Source organism: Bacillus sp. RE35, from assembly GCF_052146655.1.
In the GTDB taxonomy this organism is placed as follows: Bacteria; Bacillota; Bacilli; order Bacillales; family Bacillaceae_G; genus Bacillus_A; species Bacillus_A cereus.
Genome location: NZ_CP197377.1, coordinates 3,318,489 through 3,338,951, shown reverse-complemented (window position 1 = coordinate 3,338,951; position 20,463 = coordinate 3,318,489). Strand labels below are relative to the sequence as shown.

The window sequence follows — 20,463 nt, the reverse complement described above, 5'->3', positions numbered from 1 at the left end:
AGGTGAAACTTTAATAAGTTGAACATTCTTAGTTCATAATAAATTGTACATCAAGAAGGGGAACGATAAAATGAATAGACTAGTGGGTTTAAAACAATTTGAAATAACGCGCGGGGCGTTACTTAAATTTATGGAAACGTTAGATGATAAAACTGTGGATACGCAGCCAGAGGGTTTTAACAATACAATTCGTTGGCATATCGGTCACGTGTTAACAGCAGCAGAGACTTTCATGTTCGGAAGAGAATTTAAACAATTGCCAACTGAATATCCAGGTATGTTTGGATATGGATCAAGACCATCTAAATGGACGACAGAAGGACCATCGTTAGAAGTGTTAACGGCTCAATTAAAAGAACAAGCAAAACGTATTAACGAAATTCCAGCAGAAGCATTTGAAAATAAACTGCCAGAGCCATTCCTAGGATTGGAAACAGTAGGGGAGCTTTACGGTATGATGCTTTATCATGAAGCTGATCATATTGGGCAAATGAAAGCGATGGAACGTATTATTAAAGCTCTTTAGTCTTAATTGCATATAACAAGCAATACAGTTGTAATGTTAAATAATATATACAAAAAAGGTAGATAAATTATTATCTACCTTTTTTGTATAACTTCTTGAAGGATTAGAGAATTTTATAATTTTTTATGTTGTGATTATTAATTATAGTATTCCTAAATATGGAATATACGTATAATGATAGAGAAGAACTAGAAATAGGGGTGAATACTATGATTACATTAGAGAAAAAGTTGGAGCAATATAAACATACATATGTACAGTTAAAGGGAGAACTAAAATGGAAAACGAGTGATTCTCGAACAGGAATGATGATTGCTGCTATGTATGCAGGTAGTGATAAATTGTTTGATCTCGGACGTTTTTTAGAAATTAGTAGTTATATTAAGAATCAGGTAGGGATGTTTTCATACTTAAAGTCTTATCATCGTTTTGTAGTGGCCGCAACATTAGATATTCACTTTACAGATTACAAGGAAGCTTTTCGGACGTTTTTAGATTTATATGAACAATTGGTCACTGGTGGCTTTAGCCGGAGTATATTTACTTATCTCGCAGCAGCTGTGCTTTTAACAGAAGAAAATGAACAGCATGGCGCGCACATTCAGCGTTCGATGCAAGTATATAAACGCATGAAAAAGGATCACCTCTTTCTTACAAGTACAAATGATTATCCGCTCGCAGTTTTATTAGCAGGACAATCAGAGCATGTAGAAACACTTATGGACCGAGTGGAACGTCTTTATCAGAAACTAGCGACAGCTGGTTTGCGTAAAGGGAATGATCTTCAATTTTTGAGTCATATTCTTTCACTAAAGAAGGAGGTCAGGGAAGAACTATTAGTTGCAAAATGCACAAATATATGGAATTTGTTAAAGCAAGAAAAGGTAAAAGTAAAACAGATGCATTACCCAGCTATCGGGCTACTAGCGTTACTCGAGGATGGAGAAAAAGAGATTCATTCTATTCGAGCATTTATTGAAAAATTGCAGGGGGATAAATTGTTCCGTTGGCATACAGATACAAATATTCTTATTGCTATTCAACTGTTCGTAAGTCAGAAAGGTGAGGAAAGTAAAACTACCAACACAGGTTTACAAACAATGATAGAAGTCCTCATACAAGCACAACAGGCTGCTATGATGGCAACGATTGCCGCTTCATCTGCAGCAACATCTTCTGCTAGTAGTAGTTCATAATGTGCAACTGCTTATACTCTTGTAAATTATAATTCCTTTGATAAGGTCGGTTTAAAAAATATTACTAAAAAAAGCCCATCACTCTCTAATGAGTGATGGGCTAACTGTTTTTACATAATTAGCATTATCTTTTTGATTGCTTCAAATATTTGAGTTGCGTAACAATCATAATACTAATAACAACGAGTAAAAACCATGAACTAATTTTGCTTAAGTGAACGAGGTTCCATGCTTCCCGTTGATTTGGATATTGCCATGCACCGAAAAATGTTGCGATGTTCTCTGCAATCCAAATGAAGAAACCGATAAGGAAAAAGGAGAGAACCAGTGGTATTTTATATGTAACGCCTCGTAATGAAAATTCCACAAATGTCCGAAAGAAAACGATGAATAGAAGTAAAGCTAAGAACCATCTAAAATCGTATAGAAAATGATGCGTGAAAAAATTGAAGTAAATCATTGCTCCTAATGGCACGGTAAAAATAACTTTCGGCCAATAATGCATTTGTAAATACAACCTTCTCCACGCTTGGCATATGTAACTTGCGACACTTGCGTACATAAAGCCGCTGTAAAGCGGGACTCCAAAAATCTTTGAATGCGCCTCTTCAGGATAACTCCATGAACCGAAATGAACTTTATATATTTCTAGTAAAAGGCCGATGAGGTGAAAGACAGTAATTACTTTTAATTCGTCTTTCGTCTCAAGTCCAGTCTTGTACATAATCCACTGCATAAGAAGACATGCGATGAATATGAAATCATAGCGATATAACCCTGGAATAGAAACGATTTTTGAAAGGGCTAGTGTTAAGAAAATAACGACTGGGAATAAGCAAGATAATGCTTGCTCGTAAGTGAAGTATAGTAGTTGTTTTATATAGAACATTGTGTCACCTTTGGAATTTTTATTAGAAAAATCAAAATAATGATTAAGTATACTACACTTTTAAAAATAAGCTAGTAGTCTATTTTGCGTGTATTTGTAAGTCTTGGAAGGGAATTGTAATGAGTATTTTAATATTTAGCGAAGTGAAAAAATAGTTTGCTATTTAAAAAAAGTGGCGATATAATATCTAAATGAAAATGATAATTATTATCAATAATAATTACAAATAAAAAATAATTATAAAAAACAACTGAATATAAAGGATGAAATGAAACATGTTACATAAGTCTACTGTACATGCTGGTAATAACCGCTGGATACATATTAAGTTCATATGTTTCATGAGCTTAACAATTTTATGTTTAATTGGATCTATATTTTTAGCCATTTCATTTGGTGCAAAAGATATTCATGTACAAACGGTGTGGGCAGCGGTTTTGGATTATAATCCGAAACTAACACAGCACCAAATTATTTATGAATTAAGGCTCCCGAGAGTAATTGGTGCAGCAGTTGTAGGGGCAGCTTTTGCGGTTGCTGGTGCTGTTATGCAAGGTGTAACACGAAATCCTTTAGCTGATGCAGGTGTACTCGGAATAAATGCAGGTGCGATGTTTGTAGTAGCACTTAGTTTTGCTTTTTTTCCGCATATGCCGTATTCCTATTTAATGATTGTTTCCTTTATTGGAGCAGTCTTAAGTACAGTACTTATTTTTGTTATTGGGTCAGCAACATCAGGCGGGTTAACACCAATGAGATTAACGATTGCTGGAGCAGTTATGGCAGCGCTTTTACATTCATTAAGTTCAGGTGTTGCGATTTATTATGATTTAAGCCAAGATTTAGCATTTTGGTATGCTGGTGGTGTTGCAGGGGTTAAGTGGGAACACTTGAAATTTTTAGTTCCTATTATTCTTATAACGATTATTTTCGCGACAATGCTAGGGAGATCTATTTCACTCATATCAATGGGGGATGATGTTGCTACAAATTTAGGAGTGAAAACGAACCGAACGAGAATACTAGGGATGATTATAGTAGTTATTCTGGCAGGTGTTTCTGTTTCAGCTGTTGGTTCTATTGGATTTGTAGGACTAGTTATCCCGCACATTGCTAGAAAATTAGTTGGTGTGAATTATAGACTCATTATTCCTATGTCAGCATTATTAGGAGCTATGTTATTAGTTGTAGCTGATTTAGGGGCAAGAACAGTAAATCCTCCTAAGGAACTTGCGATAGGGATTATGGTAGCTCTTGTTGGAGTTCCGTTCTTCCTCTATATAGCACGTAAAGTTGGGAGGGAGTTATAAGTGAAAGATCTTTTTAACACGGATAAAAAGAGAGCTATTACTGTAACTACAATCTTCGGATGTATAAGTATCGCTGTAATTTTAATTAGTTTAAATACAGGGACGCTGAGTATAGCACCACTTAGAGTAATTGAAACACTTTTGGGTTATGGTGATTTTGAGAGTGCAACCGTGCTATATGATTATCGTATGCCAAGAATAATAATCACGATGTTAGCCGGCATTGGTCTTGGTATTTCCGGTGCGATTTTGCAAGGGTTATCACGTAATGCACTTGCAGATCCTGGTATTTTAGGGTTGCATTCAGGTGCATCTTTCGGTCTTATCGTATTTGTTACTCTCTTTCATTCTATTAATGAGAGTGCATCCATTTTAATACCGTTATTTACATTTGGCGGAGGAGTATTAGCTGCATTTCTTATTATTTTACTTGCGAGTGATCGGTCAAAAGGTTTACTTCCCATTAGACTTATTCTCGTTGGTATTGCAGTTTCAGCTGGCTTTAGTGCAATTTCGCTATTTTTCTCTCTCAAGTTAAATGATGAGACGTATACATTCGCTTCTAGATGGCTAGTTGGTAACGTGTGGGGAAGGGATTGGATTCATGTCCTTGCATTATTACCATGGATTTTCATACTAACCCCTTATGCGTGGCTAAAATCTAAAACGTTAAATGCATTGTCACTAGGTGATAGTGTAGCAGCAGGACTTGGTGTTTCTGTTCAAAAAGAACGGTTATTACTTTTAGCTACAGCGGTTGGATTATCTTGCGCAAGTGTATCGATGGCAGGAGGAATTGGTTTTATCGGTTTAGTTGCTCCGCATATCGCAAGGAAGTTAGTAGGTACTACATATCAACACTTTCTTCCTTTAGCTGGCATTATCGGAATGATTATTTTAGTGCTAGCAGATACGATAGGTCGTTCTATATTTGAGCCAAACTCTATTCCAGCTGGTATAGTAGTGGCAACTTTAGGAGCACCGTATTTTCTTTATTTACTTACAAAAACAAAATAAATACTTCAAAGAGGAGAACATATGAAAAAGAAACTTACTATTTTATTTAGCATGATGTGTATTTTAGTATTAGCAGCATGTGGTCAAACGAAAGCTAATGAAGAGGCAACGAAAAAAACGGAAAAAAGTAATGACCCAAAAATTGCTTCAATGTCTATTCATTTAACGAATGATTTACTTGCATTAGGAATTACACCAGTAGGTTCTGTTATTGGTGGAGATTTAAAAGATTTCTTACCGCACGCTAAAGAGAAGTTGAAAGATACGAAGAAGCTTGGTGTTGTAACAGATCCGAATATGGAAGCGTTACTTCAATTAAAGCCAACTGACATTTATGTTGATGAAAAATATGCTGGTAAAGATGTAGCGAAATACGAAAAAATTGCAAAAACACATTCTTTCAATTTAGATGAAGGTACGTGGAGAGAGCATTTAAAACAAGTTGGTAAACTTGTAAACCGTGAGAAAGAAGCAGATAAATATATTCAAGATTACGAAGAGCAATCAAAACGAGTAAAAGGTTTAATAGATAAAGAGCTAGGTAATAACGAAAAAGTAATGGCAATTCGCGTTACTGCAAAAGAATTGCGTGTATTTAGTACGAAAAGACCGATGGGACCAATTTTATTCCAAGACCTAGGGTTACAACCTGCAAATGGTGTAGAGAAAATTGATGGAAACCGTCCTTTCGAAGTCATTTCACAAGAAGTATTACCTGACTTTGATGCAGATGCGATTTTCGTTGTTGTAAATAGAGATGACAAAGCAAAAGCAGCATTTAAACAACTTCAAGAAACACCAATTTGGAAAGACTTAAAAGCAGTTAAAGGCAAGCATGTATACATTATCAATGATCAACCATGGCTTGACTATTCTGCTTTAGGAAACAAAATGGCAATGGATGAAGCGGAGAAAATGTTTACGAAATAATATAGTTTTGTTATTAGGAAAGGCCCTCTAAATTTGGAGGGCCTTTCTATTATTGTTAGAATAAATGAAAAATTATACAATGAAGTTAATTCGATATGGAGGAGATGTGCCAATGTCAGCGCTTATTGTAAGTATCCCGTTTATGAAACAGTTTATGAAACGAGGGGGTAAATAGGCTGGAATAATTATCCCCGTTATTTAATAAAGGGGGAGTTTGAAATGACAATGAATCTTTTTCGAAATAAAACGATTAAATTATCAGCTATGAGAGAAACAGATGCTGAAGTAATGGCTATGTGGCAAGAAGATAGTGAGTATTTAAGAAATGTTGATACAGATGTAGCATTCCCGCAATCTTTAAATGAAATAGCAAGTGATGGGTTATTAAAAGGACGAAGATCGAATAGTGTTTCTTTCATGGTAAGGACAGTTCAAGAAGATCGCTTAATTGGTTTTGTGGCGATTCATGGTATAGAGTGGAATAACAGAACAGGTTTATTAGCCATTGGTATAGGAGATGCGAATGATAGAGGAAAAGGATATGGGAAAGAAGCAATACATCTTATTTTAAAGTATGCTTTCTATGAATTGAATTTACACCGCGTCGGTCTGGATGTAATTTCTTATAATAAAGCAGCCATTGCGTTGTATAAAAAGATAGGTTTTCAGATGGAAGGGTGTATGAGAGAAGCGGTTCAAAGAGATGGGAAGTGTTTTGATCGTATCATTATGGGGATATTGCGGGATGAATGGATAGGGTTGCAAGATTAGCGAATACATTCAATATTATATATGTAGTATGCAGGAGATATAATGATAATTGGCGAAAATTTACAGTGAACTGATTGAATTTATAAGGAGTTATGTAAAATGAATTTAGAAAAAGCAAAACCAGTAAATGAAGAGGTCGCTGAATTAAAGGAACTAATTAAAGAGTTACACGGAAGTGTACATCAACTGCAAAGCGAAGTGCAGCAACTAAGGCACGAAAGACCAGTTGTTGAAGTGAGAAAAGGTGTTCAATTATCACCAACAATTGTCGGACAAATTGGTGGTATGATTTTAGGTGGGTTAGCAATTATCGGTATATTTTGGTGATGAAAAAAGGTTTGCAGCACGATGCTGCAAACCTTTTGGATTTGACGATATAATTTCATGCAATACAACTTTTACATTAAATAACGTAAATATATATAAGCATGTGATAACAAGAGTGCAACAATAGTTAATGGTAAACCAATTTTTAAGAAGTCCATATAAGAGAAAGCATGTCCTTCACGTTTTGCAATACCAGCAACGACTACGTTTGCAGATGCTCCGATTAGCGTTCCATTTCCTCCTAAGCAAGCTCCAAGAGATAACGCCCACCATAGTACTTCGATTTGCGGAGAATCGACAGATAGTCCGAGTCCTGTAGCTAAGTCTTGAATAAGAGGAATCATCGTAGCGACAAAAGGGATGTTGTCGATTGTCGCAGATGCGATGCCAGATACCCATAAAATAAGTATAGCTGCGAATCCGATGTCACCGTTTGTTACGCCGATTACTTCTTTTGCAAGTGAAGAGATAAGTCCGATATCAATTAACCCGCCAACGAGAACGAATAGTCCGGCGAAGAAGAAAATGGTTACCCATTCAACGTGGGCAAATACATCTTCAATATCATGTTCTTTCACGCCGATTAACATAAGAAGTGTAGCGCCTGTCATCGCTATAACGGCAGCGTCTACATGAATAATCGAATGAAGTACGAAGCCTAAAATAGTTAGTCCTAAAATCGAAATAGATTTTAAAAGGAGGCTTTGATCCTTAATATAATCTTTTTCATTTAATGCCATTAGTTTTTCGATTTGTTCAGGTGTTGTTTTTAGTTTGTTACGGTACATGAAGTAAATAATGCCAAGTGTCACAATAGAAATAATAATTACGATTGGAGCTAAGTTAAGTAAAAAGGCGTTAAAGTCTAAATGCTTGTTTGCTGATCCAATCATAATATTAGGTGGATCACCGATTAATGTTGCTGTTCCGCCTATATTTGAAAACAGCACTTCTGAAATCAAATAAGGCACAGGATTTACTTTTAAAATACGTGTAATGGATAATGTAACAGGAACGATTAATAAAACAGTCGTTACATTGTCCAAAAATGCTGATCCGACAGCAGTTAATAGGGATAGTAATAATAAAATGCGAATCGGTTTTCCGCCAGCTGCTTTTGCCGCTTTAATGGCCACAAATTCAAAGACGCCTGATTGACTCGTAATATGTACGAGAATCATCATCCCAATTAAAAGGGTAATCGTTTCCCATTGAATATGTGATGTGAAAGCAGTATGTAAATCTACAACTCCAAAAATAATCATAATAGCAGCACCGAATAGTGCGATTACAGCACGATTCAATTTCTCAGAAATAATAAATCCGTACGTGATTAAAAATACGGCAATTGCAAAATAATATTGCCAATTTGCTACTTCATGTGCTGACTGTTCCAATCATGTCACCTTCTTTAAATTATGTGTTCAATTTTCGAAATGTATCTCGCTGCAATAATACGGGATAAAATATATTGTAGCAAATTCAAAAAAGAAAGAAAACTATTTAACAAAGTGAAGGAAAAAATGTATTTTTTACATATCATATAAAAAATATAAAAAACACAGTGCAAATTATTAGGAAAAGTGAGCGTTGTCCTCTAATATAGAGATAGCAATTTACATTATTTTTGCGTAAAATGGTTTAAAGAGGTGAATTCCGATGGAAATAGTAAAAGATAGTTCTCTTATTCAAAATGAAATTGAACGTTTTGTAAATAAAGATGTATATATTCATTTAGAAACGACAAACGGAGCGTATGCATCACATATAAATGAAAAGATGATGACAGTTGGTGCTTTCATTCGAAATGCGATTATCCGTTTTGAACGCGGGAAGATAACTGGAACAAATCCATACCGAGTTGGTCTGAAAATGGATCACGGTTGGGTATATGCTGAAGGTATTACGCACTGGGAAGTAGACGATCAAGAGCGTTTATTATTAGCTGGACATGATAATTTAGGTCGTCTAGCAGTTGCACTTGAGTTAAGCTTAACACCATTTAAGTAAGAAGGAGGGAAACTTATGGAGAGACATGTACTTGTTGTATTTCCGCATCCAGATGATGAAGCATATGCTGCGGGAGGAACAATTCGCTTATTAACAGATCAAGGAGTACCTGTAACATATGCATGTGGTACTCTAGGACAAATGGGACGTAACATGGGTAAGAACGTATTCGCTAACCGTGAAACGATTCCACATATCCGTAAGAAAGAATTGAAAGATGCTTGTGAAGCGATGGGTATTAAAGATTTAAGAATGCTTGGCTTCCATGATAAAACGTTAGAATTTGAAGATGTTGATTTCGTTGCTGACAAAATTGAAGCAATCATTCAAGAAGTAAATCCATCTCGAATTATTACATTTTATCCAGAGCACGGTGTACATCCAGATCATAATGCATTTGGCCGCGCTGTCGTTCGCGCTGTATCACGTATGCCAAAAGAAGAGCGCCCAGTTATTCATGCTGTTGCGATTACGAAAAATCGTGAAGCAGTATTAGGAGAACCGGATGTTGTAAATAACATTAGTGAAGTATTTGATCATAAATTAACTGCATTAGGTGCGCACCGTTCACAAACAGAAGCAATGCTTGAAGACACGCATGCAAAAATAAAAAACAAAGATGCAGCAACATTAAAATGGCTGCAACTTGAACAGTTTTGGACTTATAAATGGGAGTAGGCTAGAAGGATATCTTCTAGTTGCTCTTACATAGAAAAAGCGCCGTCACTTGTGATGGCGCTTTTTCTTGTTGAAGACTATATATTTTTTAGGGTGCTTCAAAATTTTTAAATTAACGTGCAGTATAGCCTCCATCAACAAGAAGTGTTGTGCCGTTAACAAAACTAGCATCATCACTTGCTAAAAATAAGACAGCTTTAGCGACTTCTTCTGGTGTTCCAAGTCTGCCTTGTGGATGAAGTGAAGCTAAATATTCTTTCTGTTGAGGATTAACACTACCTAGTAAAGGGGTGTCAATATAACCAGGGCACACCGCGTTAATACGTATTCCATATTTAGCGTAGGCAGTACATAAATTTTGAGTTAATAGTTTCACACCACCTTTTGCAGAGGAGTATGCTGTTGGTGTAGGTAATGAAACAAAACTATGAATCGAACCAGCGTTAACGATGACACCACCTGTACCTTGTTTAAGAAATTGTTCAATTGAATATTTATCAGAAAGGAATACCCCAGACAAATTAATATCAATAGTTCTTTTCCACTTTTCATAGGATAATTCGTTTGCCGGTGCATCATCAGCAACGCCGGCATTGGCATACATAATATCTAATTTACCGTATGTACTTACTGTCTCATGAATTAGCTGTTTAATATCTGCCTCTTTTGTTACATCGGTTTTAATAAATAACGTATTATATCCATGTGCATTCAATTCATCTGATAGTTCTTTTCCACGTTCAGAAAAGTCAGCAATAACTACTTTTGCACCTTCTTCGATAAAAAGACGAACAGTAGATTCGCCAATTCCACTTGCACCACCAGTTATGATTGCTACTTTGTCTTTTAATTTCATATAAACCTCTCCATTCATTAATGAATTTAAGTCGAATTTTTAAATCTTGTTACTAAACTATTAACCTTAAATAGTAAGTAGATAGAAGAAAAAAGCTCGCGTTTACTTAATCGTGAGAGTGCTATTTTTTCTTTAGTGTACTTTTTGATACAGTTATGGACGAAAATATTAATTTGGTCAATTTTATCATTAGATTGAATATTTGGTAAAGAGCTCTCGAACAGAGCGAGTAAGGATGTTGAAAAAGTAAAATAAACATTCAGTATTATTTGTAGGGTAAGGAACAAAGGGGAGAGATGCATAACGAAAACTACTACTCTAGTTAAATAGGAAAAAGCCTTGCAGGGGGGCAAGGCTTTAAACAGGGTATTAAAAATGATTGATTTATTAAGAATAACTTCTTCTTGTGAATAAACTAATTTTAGCATAATAACTCATATATATGTGTTGCGAATTTGTGAATAAAAACTCAATGATAAAAGTATGAGTGAAAGGAAATAATGTATATGAGAAGCGTATATTTTGAATTATTTAATAGAATAATATATATTTATATTGATTTAATGATTTTAGTTTGTTAAAAATGGGGAAATCGATATGAAGGTTAAATTTGCCGTAATAAAAGATGAGAATTTTGATTGTAGTTTATTGGAAACAAAATTATTGAAAATTTTTAAAGAAGTAGATTGTGAAGCAGATATTGTAAAGGTTGAGGATGAAATTTTTGAAAACAATGATATACAAACGTATTTATCAGAAATAACCATTCATGTTACTGGAAAAAATATTGGATATAGATCGGTTTCAGCCAGTATATTTATTGTTCTAGAGAGTTTATCAATACAGCTATTTCGTATTCATATTAGTATACTTTAAGCAGTTCAAAAAGTGGCTTCTTCAGAAAATCATACTGATTATATGGAGTTGTAAATATGAAAACAATAGAAATTATCGTAGGTGCTCCCGAATGTTGGATTGCACCTTGTTTGTTGTTAAATAAACAAGGGATTCCTTTTTTAATTTATCTTAACGCTGATTTATATAGAAGATAGGAAACATATGAATAATTCAATTAGATTGTACAAATAATTTGGTACGCGGATGTACGCAATGTATTCACAGGTAAGAGGGTTGTCTCATAATATATATAGATTTTTCTATTAAGATGAACAGAGGGTGTGAATATATGGAAGATGTTTACGCTAAAATTGACAGTCTCAAGGCGGAGCAAAAAGAAATTATGAGAGACATTCGTGCTTTAGAAACGCGTACTACTATTAATGAGAAAGATATAGCAACAATCAATAAGCAATTAGAAAAAATAAGTACAAACACAACTTGGATTTTGCGAATTATTATTAGTGCGATAATAATGTCAGTTTTAGGATTAATATTAAAAGGAATGATTTAGTCTTGTGAAATAGAAAGATATAAAAGAAAGAGGGGAGCTCCCTCTTTCTTTTATGTAAATGAGAAGCTATAAATTTTCCGTTTCCTTTTCATCTGCATACTTATCCTCTAAGGAAATTAATAGAGGAATGGATACAGTTACTAGAATGATTAAAGTAGTTATAAAAGATTTAGAAAGAGAAAAAGAACCTTCAATTAAAGGTGATAAAAACTTGAATGAAAGTATACTTGTTATTAAGGAAATTACTAAAAAGCTCAAAAGAGATATATTTTTATTCTTTATAGATGTCTCTATAAAGTCTTTAACACAGGTTATTACGACAAATATAGTTAATATGATAAGAGAAACAAAATAATGTGTTAAATTCGTCATACTAATAGTAGGATCGTCTATTATGTAAGCAAGTAACTTAGATACTAATATTCCTCCAAACAATAAAATAATAAAAGCAAGTAATCCTTCCGATATATAAGTGCTGAAATTGCCTTTCTTGTTAAAGAGTTTATAGTTTAGAGTAGATTGGGTTATTTGAATTAGGAATAGGGTAATAATCCATACATAATATACAAATGGTAATTCTCCTGAGAATAGAGAAATTAGAAAGTTTACTACTGTCCTTAAAATTTCAATCATTACGAAAGGCCTCCAGTTTGTAAGCTTGTGACATTAAAATATGCTAGTCTATCGTTTAATAATTAAACTTACGAATTCAAACTATTTCTAATTATTCCATAAAAAGGTGACTGCATCAAGTTATCTTTTTAACAATCCTCCAAGGCCGAGCACTAGTAAAAGAAACGTAGTATGTAATATAATTGAAAAAGTATATTTAAAAATCGATGTTAATATTACCCTCCTATAAGTATTAACATACGTAATTGAGGTGTTTTCTTTGTTGTTTTATGAACGGATTTCTATAATGGCCCCTCCTGTTCCGTAGCTAAGGAAAGTCTTTTTATTTCTGAGATTTTCAAAGTTATAGGAGGGTATGAAAAATGAAAAAAGTCTCAGTACCATCACTTTTGTTAATGATTGTTCTTGTCGCATTTCCGCAAATTAGTGAAACGATTTACACACCGTCGTTACCTGATATTTCAAAGGCGTTACATGTAAGTAATAATGAGGTGCAGTTAACACTTAGTGTGTATTTTGCTGGTTTTGCGTTAGGTGTATTTTTTATTGGGTGGTTATCAGATATAATTGGTCGTCGCCGGGCGATGTTACTTGGAATTGTCGTATATGGCGCTGGGAGTTTCTTATGCTATATTGCAAATTCCATTGAAGTTTTATTGGTAAGTCGTTTTATTCAAGCGTTTGGAGCAAGTGCAGGATCAGTTGTGACGCAAACGATTCTTCGTGAAAGTGTAGAAGGGCATAAGAGGCATGTTATGTTTGCTCAAATCTCGGCAGTCATTGCTTTTACACCAGCGATAGGACCGTTAATTGGTGGCTTTCTTGATCAAATGTTTGGATTTAAAATAGTATTTTTAAGTTTAGTAGTTATGAGTATCGGTATTTTTCTGTATACGTTTTTTTCTCTTCCTGAAACAAAAACGGGCTCAGTAACGAATAAAATAAATGTATTTTCAGTCTTGAAGAGGTTAATTACAAATCCGAAAGTGGTAACATATGGGCTGTTAATTGGAGGAGCAAATGGTGTTTTATTTAGCTATTATGCAGAAGCGCCGTTTATCTTTATTGAATATTTTCAATTATCGCCTAGTATGTATGGATTTCTAGGAATTGTTGTTGCATCTGCTTCTATTGTTGGAGCGAAAATTTCAAAACGTTTACTTGCTACTTATAAACCAGAGAAAATTATATATATCGGTTGTCTCGTAATGACAGGAGGAGCTATCCTTTTATCTGTTATTACGTTTGTGGGATCAAATCCGAATGTAATATATATGGTTGTATTTTTAATAGCGATGTTTATATTGCTATTAGGAATTGGAGTAGCATTGCCTAATTGTTTAAGTTTAGCGTTAGTAGATTTTCAAGATGTCATTGGTACAGCTGGAGCGTTGTTTAGCTTAGGATACTATGTAATTGTAACGATGACAATTTGGGGAATGAGTCAATTGCATACGGGCTCGTTACTAGTGATGCCACTTTATTTTCTAGTTATTGTAGTTATAATGGCAGTGTTTACTAGGATATTTATCTTTGGTAAGCAAACTTCGAAATCGATTTAAATATGAAATTGTAAAAGAGTCTCATTTTTTAATGAGACTCTTTTATATTTTATGAAAGTAATTATAGGTATGAATATGTAATTAATGTTAAAAAATAACAAAATTGTATAGTTATAGTTTTTGGGAGGGGGAAATATGTTAATGAATCTAGTATGCACGCTACTAATCATTTCCGGACTTACTATCGTTGCAAGAAAAACTTTCATTGTAAACTACTATCTTTGTAATTTAATGGCATTCTTTTGTGCTTATATGATAATATCCTCTTATATGTTAAATCAACTTTCATTAGTGAAAACAATAGTTGTACTTGTTTTGTTGTTTATAGCTTTAGTTCTCGTATACTCACATTTCGATATTAGAGGACTAGCTTTTAACGATTATACAGTATTTAATCTATCTTCTAGCCGGGTGAATATGTTAGTGAAAGAAGGGTTAATTGAAGCAAATATAGAATTTACTGTGGAGAAAAATAATATATATTTATCAGGTTCTCCTGTTAAAATTCGAATATTGAATAGACCACTACATACAACTAATATTTTATTTAAAAAATGTCCAGATGATATGAAGGGGAAAATTAAAGATATTATTGAGGAAAAGATAAAAATTGAAGAGAAGAGTTTTCCACTTTCGGGTGTATTGTTGATTGTTTTAGGTGGATTAATATTTTTCATAAAATAGTAGTATTATGAAATGTTTTTGCGATAAGATTTGAATTTTTAATTAAAATGAGGTGAATTGTATGCAGAACTTAGTAAACGGTCTAAACGTTAAAGCAACTTCACAAGAAGATTTACTACAAATTTTCAATTTATGTAAGATTTATGATCAAGCTATTTATGGGGAAATTGATACAACGGTAGAGGATATAACTAATTCATGGAAAGGTATTGATGTTAGTAAAAGCTCTTATGTTGTTATGAATGGAGAAGAAATAATCGCTTATGGAATTTTGACAGGGAATGAAGGGCAGTTTCCATCTGCTGTACTTATTCATCCTAATTATATGAATCAAGGCATTGAACAAGTAATATGGTCAAAGCTTGAAGGGCGTGCTACGGATCTTGTTAGTAACTCATCTTGCTTGAATGGCACGATTGTGACACAAGCAAATAATTCCTATGAGGAAAAAATATTAGGGGAATCCGGGTTTATTCCAACTCGTATTTGGTGGGGAATGGGGATTGAATTAAAGAAAAATATTCCATCAGCAATCTGGCCAAATGGTGTTACAGTGCGACATTACATACCTGGTGTAGATGATGAGAGATTACATCAAGCTTTTAATGAAGCCTTCGCAGACCACTGGAATTCGAAATCTTCTACGTTAGAAGAGTTTTTACAGCGTACAGAAAGAGAGGGATTTCATCCTACATTATGGTCATTAGCGATGGTTGAGGGTGAAGTAGTTGGTTTTGTCTTTAGTAAAAAGGGTGCTGACAATAAAGCAGAAATTACTCACTTAGGTGTAAGGCGTTCTAAGCGGAAACAAGGATTGGGATTAGCACTGTTACATCATGCATTCGGTCAATTATACGAAGAAGGGATTTCAAAAGTGCATTTAAATGTAGATTCTGAAAATATTACAGGTGCACCTCGCGTATATGAAGCAGCTGGAATGGAAGTACAGAGTAAATTTGTTCGTTTTGATAAGGAAGTCTGTGCGAAGGATGTATATGGTATGTAATTTTACTGATATATTATATTTTGGGGTGAGATGTTAATGGAGCGTTCAGAAACCACGAAAATAAAGTTTGAAAATGTTAGTAGAAATGGAAATGACGTTATCAGATATAGATATTAAAGTACATGCAGTATGAAACCGAGGAAGATATACTTTCCTCGGTTATTTATATTGTAATAATATACATGCCGGAATCATATTGAATAGATGTATTTTATTGTTAATTTAGTTAAAAATTAATCAGAATTATGTATAATAATTTATTGAAAAAATAATTGAATTTTTCAGATTAATGAATTAATATAAGGTAAGTAATTTTAAGATTTATAGAATATTGGAAGATGAAAGGTTTTGAGAATTTTATTAGGAGCACAAAACGATTTTAGGATAGCTTTAAAGCTAGTGTAAAATGACGTTTGCTTCATCATTTTCAGGGCCGAAAGGAATTAGGGGAAAGCATCTTGTGTTAAAATGCGGCTATGAATCATCTAAGAGGGGGAAGTGAAGTGGCAAACAAAGAATTGAAAAGAGGTTTAGAAGCACGTCATATTCAAATGATTGCTTTAGGCGGAACGATTGGTGTTGGTTTGTTTATGGGGTCAGCCAGCACAATTAAATGGACAGGTCCGTCAGTAATGCTTGCTTATGCCATTGCAGGTATTTTTATCTTCTTCATCATGCGTGCCATGGGAGAAATGTTGTATATGGAGCCAAGTACAGGCTCATTTGCGACGTTCGGTCATAAGTATATTCACCCGTTAGCTGGTTATATGACAGCGTGGAGTAACTGGTTCCAGTGGGTTATCGTTGGGATGTCAGAAATTATCGCGGTTGGAGCATATATGCAATATTGGTTCCCGGATTTACCAGCTTGGATACCAGGTATAATCGCAATGGTTATTCTTGGTGCAGCTAACTTAATTTCAGTTAAGTCATTTGGTGAATTTGAATTTTGGTTCGCGATGATTAAAATCGTTACGATTCTATTAATGATTATTGCGGGATTTGGCCTTATTTTCTTTGGAATTGGTAACGGCGGAGAAGCGATTGGCATATCTAATCTTTGGTCAAATGGCGGTTTCTTTACAGGTGGTTTTTCAGGATTCTTCTTTGCATTATCACTTGTAGTTGGGGCGTATCAAGGTGTGGAATTAATCGGAATTACTGCTGGTGAAGCGAAGGATCCAAAGAAGACACTTACAAGAGCGATTCAAAGTACAATTTGGCGTATTTTAATTTTCTACATCGGTGCTATTTTCGTTATTGTAACTGTGTATCCGTGGGATCAATTAAGTACAATTGGTAGCCCGTTCGTAGCGACTTTTGCGAAAGTTGGTATTACGGCAGCAGCTGGACTTATTAACTTTGTTGTTATTACAGCAGCAATGTCTGGTTGTAATAGTGGTATTTATAGTGCTGGTCGTATGCTTTATACGTTAGGTGTAAATGGACAAGCACCGAAATATTTTACGAAACTTTCTGGAAATGGTGTACCTTTATTTGGTACAGTTGGCGTAATTATCGGTCTGGCGGTTGGTGTTGTTTTAAGTTACATCGCACCGAAAAACTTATTCGTATATGTATATAGTGCGAGTGTACTTCCTGGTATGGTACCATGGTTTGTCATTTTAATTAGTCAAATTAATTTTAGAAAAGAAAAGGGAGCAGAGATGAAAGATCATCCATTCAAAATGCCATTTGCTCCTGTAACAAACTATTTAACGATTGCCTTTTTAATTATGGTATTAATCGGAATGTGGTTTAACGATGATACTCGTATTTCATTAGTTGTAGGCATTATTTTCTTAGCTATCGTTACAATTAGTTTCTATGCTTTCGGAATAGGAAAGCGAGCTCCGTTAGACGTTCAAAATAATAAAGAGATTTCAAGTAAATAAAGAAAAGGCTGTTCATCTGGAACAGCCTTTTCTTATTGTTGCTATTTGTCGATAAATCGATATAGCTTGACGAATCGTTGATATAATTTGATTTATGATAGATATATTTGAAAAATCGTTGATATAATTTGATTTATGATAGATATATTTGAAAAATCGTTGATATATTGTACGTTATGATAGATATATTCGAAAAATCGTTAATATAGTTTCACATACTATCTGTCACTATCATGATTAAAATCTCTCTAATACGATTTTCCCAATGGTGTGCCCGCTTTCAAGTAGTGCATGTGCTTTCTTTAAGTTTTCAGCGTTAATCGGTGTTAATGTTTCATTTTTATGTAAGCTGTACTGATAGTCTAGAAGGAATTTATTTCTAAAAAGAAGAATTTTTTACTGTATTACTTTATCCAAAACTAAATGTAAAGGTGGATACATAATGACAGTAAAGAAACTTTATTTCATCCCAGCAGGTCGTTGTATGTTGGATCATTCTTCTGTTAATGGTACACTCGCGCCGGGGAATTTATTGAACTTACCTGTATGGTGTTATCTTTTGGAGACAGAAGAGGGGCCTATTTTAGTAGATACAGGTATGCCAGAAAGTGCAGTTAATAATGAAGGGCTTTTTAACGGTACATTTGTTGAAGGACAGATTTTACCGAAAATGACTGAAGAAGATAGAATCGTGAATATATTAAAGCGTGTAGGGTATGAGCCGGACGACCTTTTATATATTATTAGTTCTCACTTACATTTTGATCATGCAGGAGGAAACGGTGCTTTTACAAATACACCGATTATTGTGCAGCGAGCGGAATATGAGGCAGCACTTCATAGAGAAGAATATATGAAAGAATGTATATTACCGCATTTGAACTACAAAATTATTGAAGGGGATTATGAAGTGGTACCAGGTGTTCAATTATTGTATACGCCAGGTCATTCTCCAGGCCATCAGTCGTTATTCATTGAGACGGAGCAATCCGGTTCAGTTTTATTAACAATTGATGCATCGTACACGAAAGAGAATTTTGAAGATGAAGTGCCGTTCGCAGGATTTGATCCAGAATTAGCTTTATCTTCAATCAAACGCTTAAAAGAAGTTGTGACAAAAGAGAAATCGATTGTTTTCTTTGGTCATGATATAGAGCAGGAAAAGGGTTGTAGAGTGTTCCCGGAGTATATATAGTGCAAAAAGTCATGAGTTCGCGTGCTCATGACTTTTTCTTTTAAATAATTTTTTTAAATAAATTATAAACTTTTTTTGAACTATCTTCGTTTAACTGATAGTACGTAAGTTTTACATCATCAGGAGTATCTTGCTGAGCAATCATCACTTCGCTACTGTGATGATCAACTACCCATATGAAATATTTTTTATAAGTTCCATCCTCGAAAGTAATCCACATATCACAATCTATTAAGTCTGATCCTTCTTCATCTAATGTTAATTTACCTTTTTTTGCGGTATTCATACTGTTAATAAACGTTTTTAATTCATCTGTTTTTGTGAGAAAGATATCCTGTTTTGTTTTAATTGATTCGACATGTATATCTTTTATTTCCTGTTTTCCTAAAAAAACAGGGGGCTCATTTGGATCTCGCGAGCTTGAAATAATAGTAGCTTTCTTTTTCGGTTTATTTGCAGTATAGAGATCTTGAATAGATTTTCCCGAGTTTATAAACCATGCAATTCCAGAAATAATTAATACGCTACCTAGCAATAAAATAATTTTTTTAATAGGATTTTCTCCTCTCTATTACTTCGTGTGAAGAGCTTTTCTATTAATATATGATAGGTAAGCGTAAAGTATTATAGTTGAACTTGGTTATGCTTCACAGTTTTTATCGGGCGATCTATGAGTAAATTGTAAGTGAGCCCAATTAATACGAAAATGCCACCGATAACTTTCCCGATTGAGAGTTCATTTGTCAGGAAGAAATCAATAATAGTCCCCGCAAATAATTGTCCGATAAAGATGAGTAATGTTAAATAAAAGGCTGATATTTTAGGAGTAATATAGTTGGATAATGAAATAACGATAACGCCTACTAATCCGCCTAAATATACAGCGATAGGAATGGACTGTAACGTATGCATTGGAATATACAATGAATCTGAACTGAACATTAAAAATAACATAGAGAAAAATAAGCCAGTAATATAATTAAAAAACGTGCCTTCCCAATTGCCAATTTTCTTTGCTAAATTCGCGTTAATAATTCTAGCAACGACGATAGAAACACCAGCTAAAATAGCGATCGTAATATATAACATTTTCTTGCCCCCATTAATAAATTGTCATGATTATAATTCCAGAAGAGATGAAACATAATCCAACTAGTTTTTTCCTTTCAAACTTTGCAACTTTCATTCCTAATAAACCGAAATGATCAATAACGATGGAAGCAATGGATTGACCGAGTAAACTTAATGCGATCGTAATAGAGGCACCAAGGACGGAGAAACTTATATTGTTAAAAAGAACAGTGAATACTCCAATCGCTCCAGCACTATATAAAAAAAGTGGAATACTTTTATCAAAATGGATTTTATGTTTGTTTATGATTAAAACGAAAATAACTGCAATTAAACCGACAAGGTGAATGACAACACTTGCTGTATACTTCCCAATTAACTCGGATAAAATTCCATTCAATGGAAGCATAACGGCGATGAGCACACCAATAAAGACAGAAAGAAAGTTATACAATGTAATATCCCCTTTGTATTTCATATTTGTAATGAATGTATC

General features: G+C 34.2%; 23 protein-coding genes. 16 read left to right on the top strand and 7 right to left on the bottom strand.

Going from position 1 to position 20,463, the window contains the following annotated elements:
- Positions 1–70: 70 nt before the first annotated feature.
- Positions 71–526 carry a DinB family protein gene (locus ACTL4X_RS17200; RefSeq protein ID WP_001081123.1) on the top strand — a complete coding sequence of 152 codons (456 nt, stop codon included), beginning with the start codon at positions 71–73 and terminating at the stop codon, positions 524–526.
- 158 nt (positions 527–684) lie between these two features.
- Positions 685–1,722 (top strand): DUF4003 domain-containing protein, encoded by a 1,038-nt coding sequence (locus ACTL4X_RS17195; protein WP_140161670.1) that lies wholly within the window; start codon positions 685–687, stop codon positions 1,720–1,722.
- Between the two features lie 124 nt (positions 1,723–1,846).
- On the opposite strand, the gene ACTL4X_RS17190 is transcribed toward ACTL4X_RS17195, so the two are convergent.
- A complete protein-coding gene (locus tag ACTL4X_RS17190; RefSeq protein WP_441394930.1) occupies positions 1,847–2,611 on the bottom strand; it encodes a DUF817 domain-containing protein in 765 nt (254 codons plus the stop codon).
- Between the two features lie 275 nt (positions 2,612–2,886).
- Between ACTL4X_RS17190 and ACTL4X_RS17185 the strand changes: the two genes are divergently transcribed.
- The 5 genes from ACTL4X_RS17185 (at position 2,887) to ACTL4X_RS17165 (ending at position 6,966) form a co-directional block, all read left to right on the top strand.
- Complete coding sequence (locus ACTL4X_RS17185) at positions 2,887–3,921, top strand: FecCD family ABC transporter permease (protein ID WP_000902730.1); 1,035 nt, start codon at positions 2,887–2,889, stop codon at positions 3,919–3,921.
- Complete coding sequence (locus ACTL4X_RS17180; RefSeq protein ID WP_017656308.1) at positions 3,922–4,938, top strand: FecCD family ABC transporter permease; 1,017 nt, start codon at positions 3,922–3,924, stop codon at positions 4,936–4,938.
- A 21-nt stretch (positions 4,939–4,959) separates the two neighbouring features.
- Positions 4,960–5,868 carry an iron-hydroxamate ABC transporter substrate-binding protein gene (locus ACTL4X_RS17175; RefSeq protein WP_000728218.1) on the top strand — a complete coding sequence of 303 codons (909 nt, stop codon included), beginning with the start codon at positions 4,960–4,962 and terminating at the stop codon, positions 5,866–5,868.
- Positions 5,869–6,087: 219 nt separating this feature from the next.
- Positions 6,088–6,639: a GNAT family N-acetyltransferase gene (locus ACTL4X_RS17170; RefSeq protein ID WP_000178509.1), complete on the top strand. Its 552-nt coding sequence runs from the start codon at positions 6,088–6,090 to the stop codon at positions 6,637–6,639.
- Between the two features lie 99 nt (positions 6,640–6,738).
- Positions 6,739–6,966 (top strand): hypothetical protein, encoded by a 228-nt coding sequence (locus ACTL4X_RS17165; protein WP_001047304.1) that lies wholly within the window; start codon positions 6,739–6,741, stop codon positions 6,964–6,966.
- Between the two features lie 71 nt (positions 6,967–7,037).
- Here the strand turns inward: ACTL4X_RS17165 and ACTL4X_RS17160 are convergent, their stop codons facing one another.
- On the bottom strand, positions 7,038–8,363 hold the full coding sequence (locus tag ACTL4X_RS17160) for an ArsB/NhaD family transporter (protein ID WP_000437988.1): 1,326 nt from the start codon (positions 8,361–8,363) through the stop codon (positions 7,038–7,040).
- A 262-nt stretch (positions 8,364–8,625) separates the two neighbouring features.
- Here ACTL4X_RS17160 and ACTL4X_RS17155 point away from each other — a divergent pair, with 262 nt between their 5' ends.
- Positions 8,626–8,976, top strand: a complete 351-nt coding sequence (locus tag ACTL4X_RS17155) for a YojF family protein (protein WP_000407045.1) — start codon at positions 8,626–8,628, stop codon at positions 8,974–8,976.
- 15 nt (positions 8,977–8,991) lie between these two features.
- Positions 8,992–9,654 (top strand): bacillithiol biosynthesis deacetylase BshB2, encoded by a 663-nt coding sequence (gene bshB2, locus ACTL4X_RS17150; RefSeq protein ID WP_000439483.1) that lies wholly within the window; start codon positions 8,992–8,994, stop codon positions 9,652–9,654.
- Positions 9,655–9,766: 112 nt separating this feature from the next.
- On the opposite strand, the gene ACTL4X_RS17145 is transcribed toward bshB2, so the two are convergent.
- Positions 9,767–10,510: an SDR family NAD(P)-dependent oxidoreductase gene (locus ACTL4X_RS17145; protein ID WP_000768018.1), complete on the bottom strand. Its 744-nt coding sequence runs from the start codon at positions 10,508–10,510 to the stop codon at positions 9,767–9,769.
- Positions 10,511–11,107: 597 nt separating this feature from the next.
- On the opposite strand from ACTL4X_RS17145, the gene ACTL4X_RS17140 reads away from it, so the two are divergent.
- Positions 11,108–11,386, top strand: coding sequence for a hypothetical protein (locus ACTL4X_RS17140; RefSeq protein WP_086401978.1), 279 nt, complete (start codon positions 11,108–11,110; stop codon positions 11,384–11,386).
- 310 nt (positions 11,387–11,696) lie between these two features.
- Positions 11,697–11,921 carry a hemolysin XhlA family protein gene (locus tag ACTL4X_RS17135; RefSeq protein WP_000390461.1) on the top strand — a complete coding sequence of 75 codons (225 nt, stop codon included), beginning with the start codon at positions 11,697–11,699 and terminating at the stop codon, positions 11,919–11,921.
- A gap of 66 nt (positions 11,922–11,987) precedes the next feature.
- On the opposite strand, the gene ACTL4X_RS17130 is transcribed toward ACTL4X_RS17135, so the two are convergent.
- A complete protein-coding gene (locus ACTL4X_RS17130) occupies positions 11,988–12,554 on the bottom strand; it encodes a DUF5823 family protein (RefSeq protein WP_000570046.1) in 567 nt (188 codons plus the stop codon).
- 362 nt (positions 12,555–12,916) lie between these two features.
- Between ACTL4X_RS17130 and ACTL4X_RS17125 the strand changes: the two genes are divergently transcribed.
- The 5 genes from ACTL4X_RS17125 to aiiA all read left to right on the top strand — a co-directional run bounded on the left by ACTL4X_RS17125 (position 12,917) and on the right by aiiA (position 18,896).
- The gene (locus tag ACTL4X_RS17125) at positions 12,917–14,116 is read left to right on the top strand and encodes a multidrug effflux MFS transporter (protein WP_086401979.1); all 1,200 of its coding nucleotides are present in this window, start codon (positions 12,917–12,919) and stop codon (positions 14,114–14,116) included.
- A gap of 135 nt (positions 14,117–14,251) precedes the next feature.
- The gene (locus ACTL4X_RS17120) at positions 14,252–14,800 is read left to right on the top strand and encodes a hypothetical protein (protein ID WP_086395305.1); all 549 of its coding nucleotides are present in this window, start codon (positions 14,252–14,254) and stop codon (positions 14,798–14,800) included.
- A 61-nt stretch (positions 14,801–14,861) separates the two neighbouring features.
- The gene (locus ACTL4X_RS17115) at positions 14,862–15,806 is read left to right on the top strand and encodes a GNAT family N-acetyltransferase (protein WP_071741097.1); all 945 of its coding nucleotides are present in this window, start codon (positions 14,862–14,864) and stop codon (positions 15,804–15,806) included.
- A 503-nt stretch (positions 15,807–16,309) separates the two neighbouring features.
- Positions 16,310–17,701, top strand: a complete 1,392-nt coding sequence (locus tag ACTL4X_RS17110; RefSeq protein ID WP_001284404.1) for an amino acid permease — start codon at positions 16,310–16,312, stop codon at positions 17,699–17,701.
- Between the two features lie 442 nt (positions 17,702–18,143).
- Positions 18,144–18,896 (top strand): quorum-quenching N-acyl homoserine lactonase AiiA, encoded by a 753-nt coding sequence (aiiA, locus tag ACTL4X_RS17105; RefSeq protein ID WP_086401981.1) that lies wholly within the window; start codon positions 18,144–18,146, stop codon positions 18,894–18,896.
- Positions 18,897–18,936: 40 nt separating this feature from the next.
- Here aiiA and ACTL4X_RS17100 read toward each other — a convergent pair whose 3' ends face one another.
- From ACTL4X_RS17100 to ACTL4X_RS17090, 3 genes are all read right to left on the bottom strand, one after another.
- Positions 18,937–19,431: a hypothetical protein gene (locus ACTL4X_RS17100; protein WP_000901700.1), complete on the bottom strand. Its 495-nt coding sequence runs from the start codon at positions 19,429–19,431 to the stop codon at positions 18,937–18,939.
- Between the two features lie 89 nt (positions 19,432–19,520).
- Entirely contained in the window at positions 19,521–19,985 is a 465-nt protein-coding gene (locus ACTL4X_RS17095) for a DMT family transporter (RefSeq protein ID WP_086401982.1), read from the bottom strand.
- A gap of 13 nt (positions 19,986–19,998) precedes the next feature.
- Positions 19,999–20,445, bottom strand: coding sequence for a DMT family transporter (locus ACTL4X_RS17090; RefSeq protein ID WP_140161671.1), 447 nt, complete (start codon positions 20,443–20,445; stop codon positions 19,999–20,001).
- Positions 20,446–20,463: the final 18 nt, after the last annotated feature.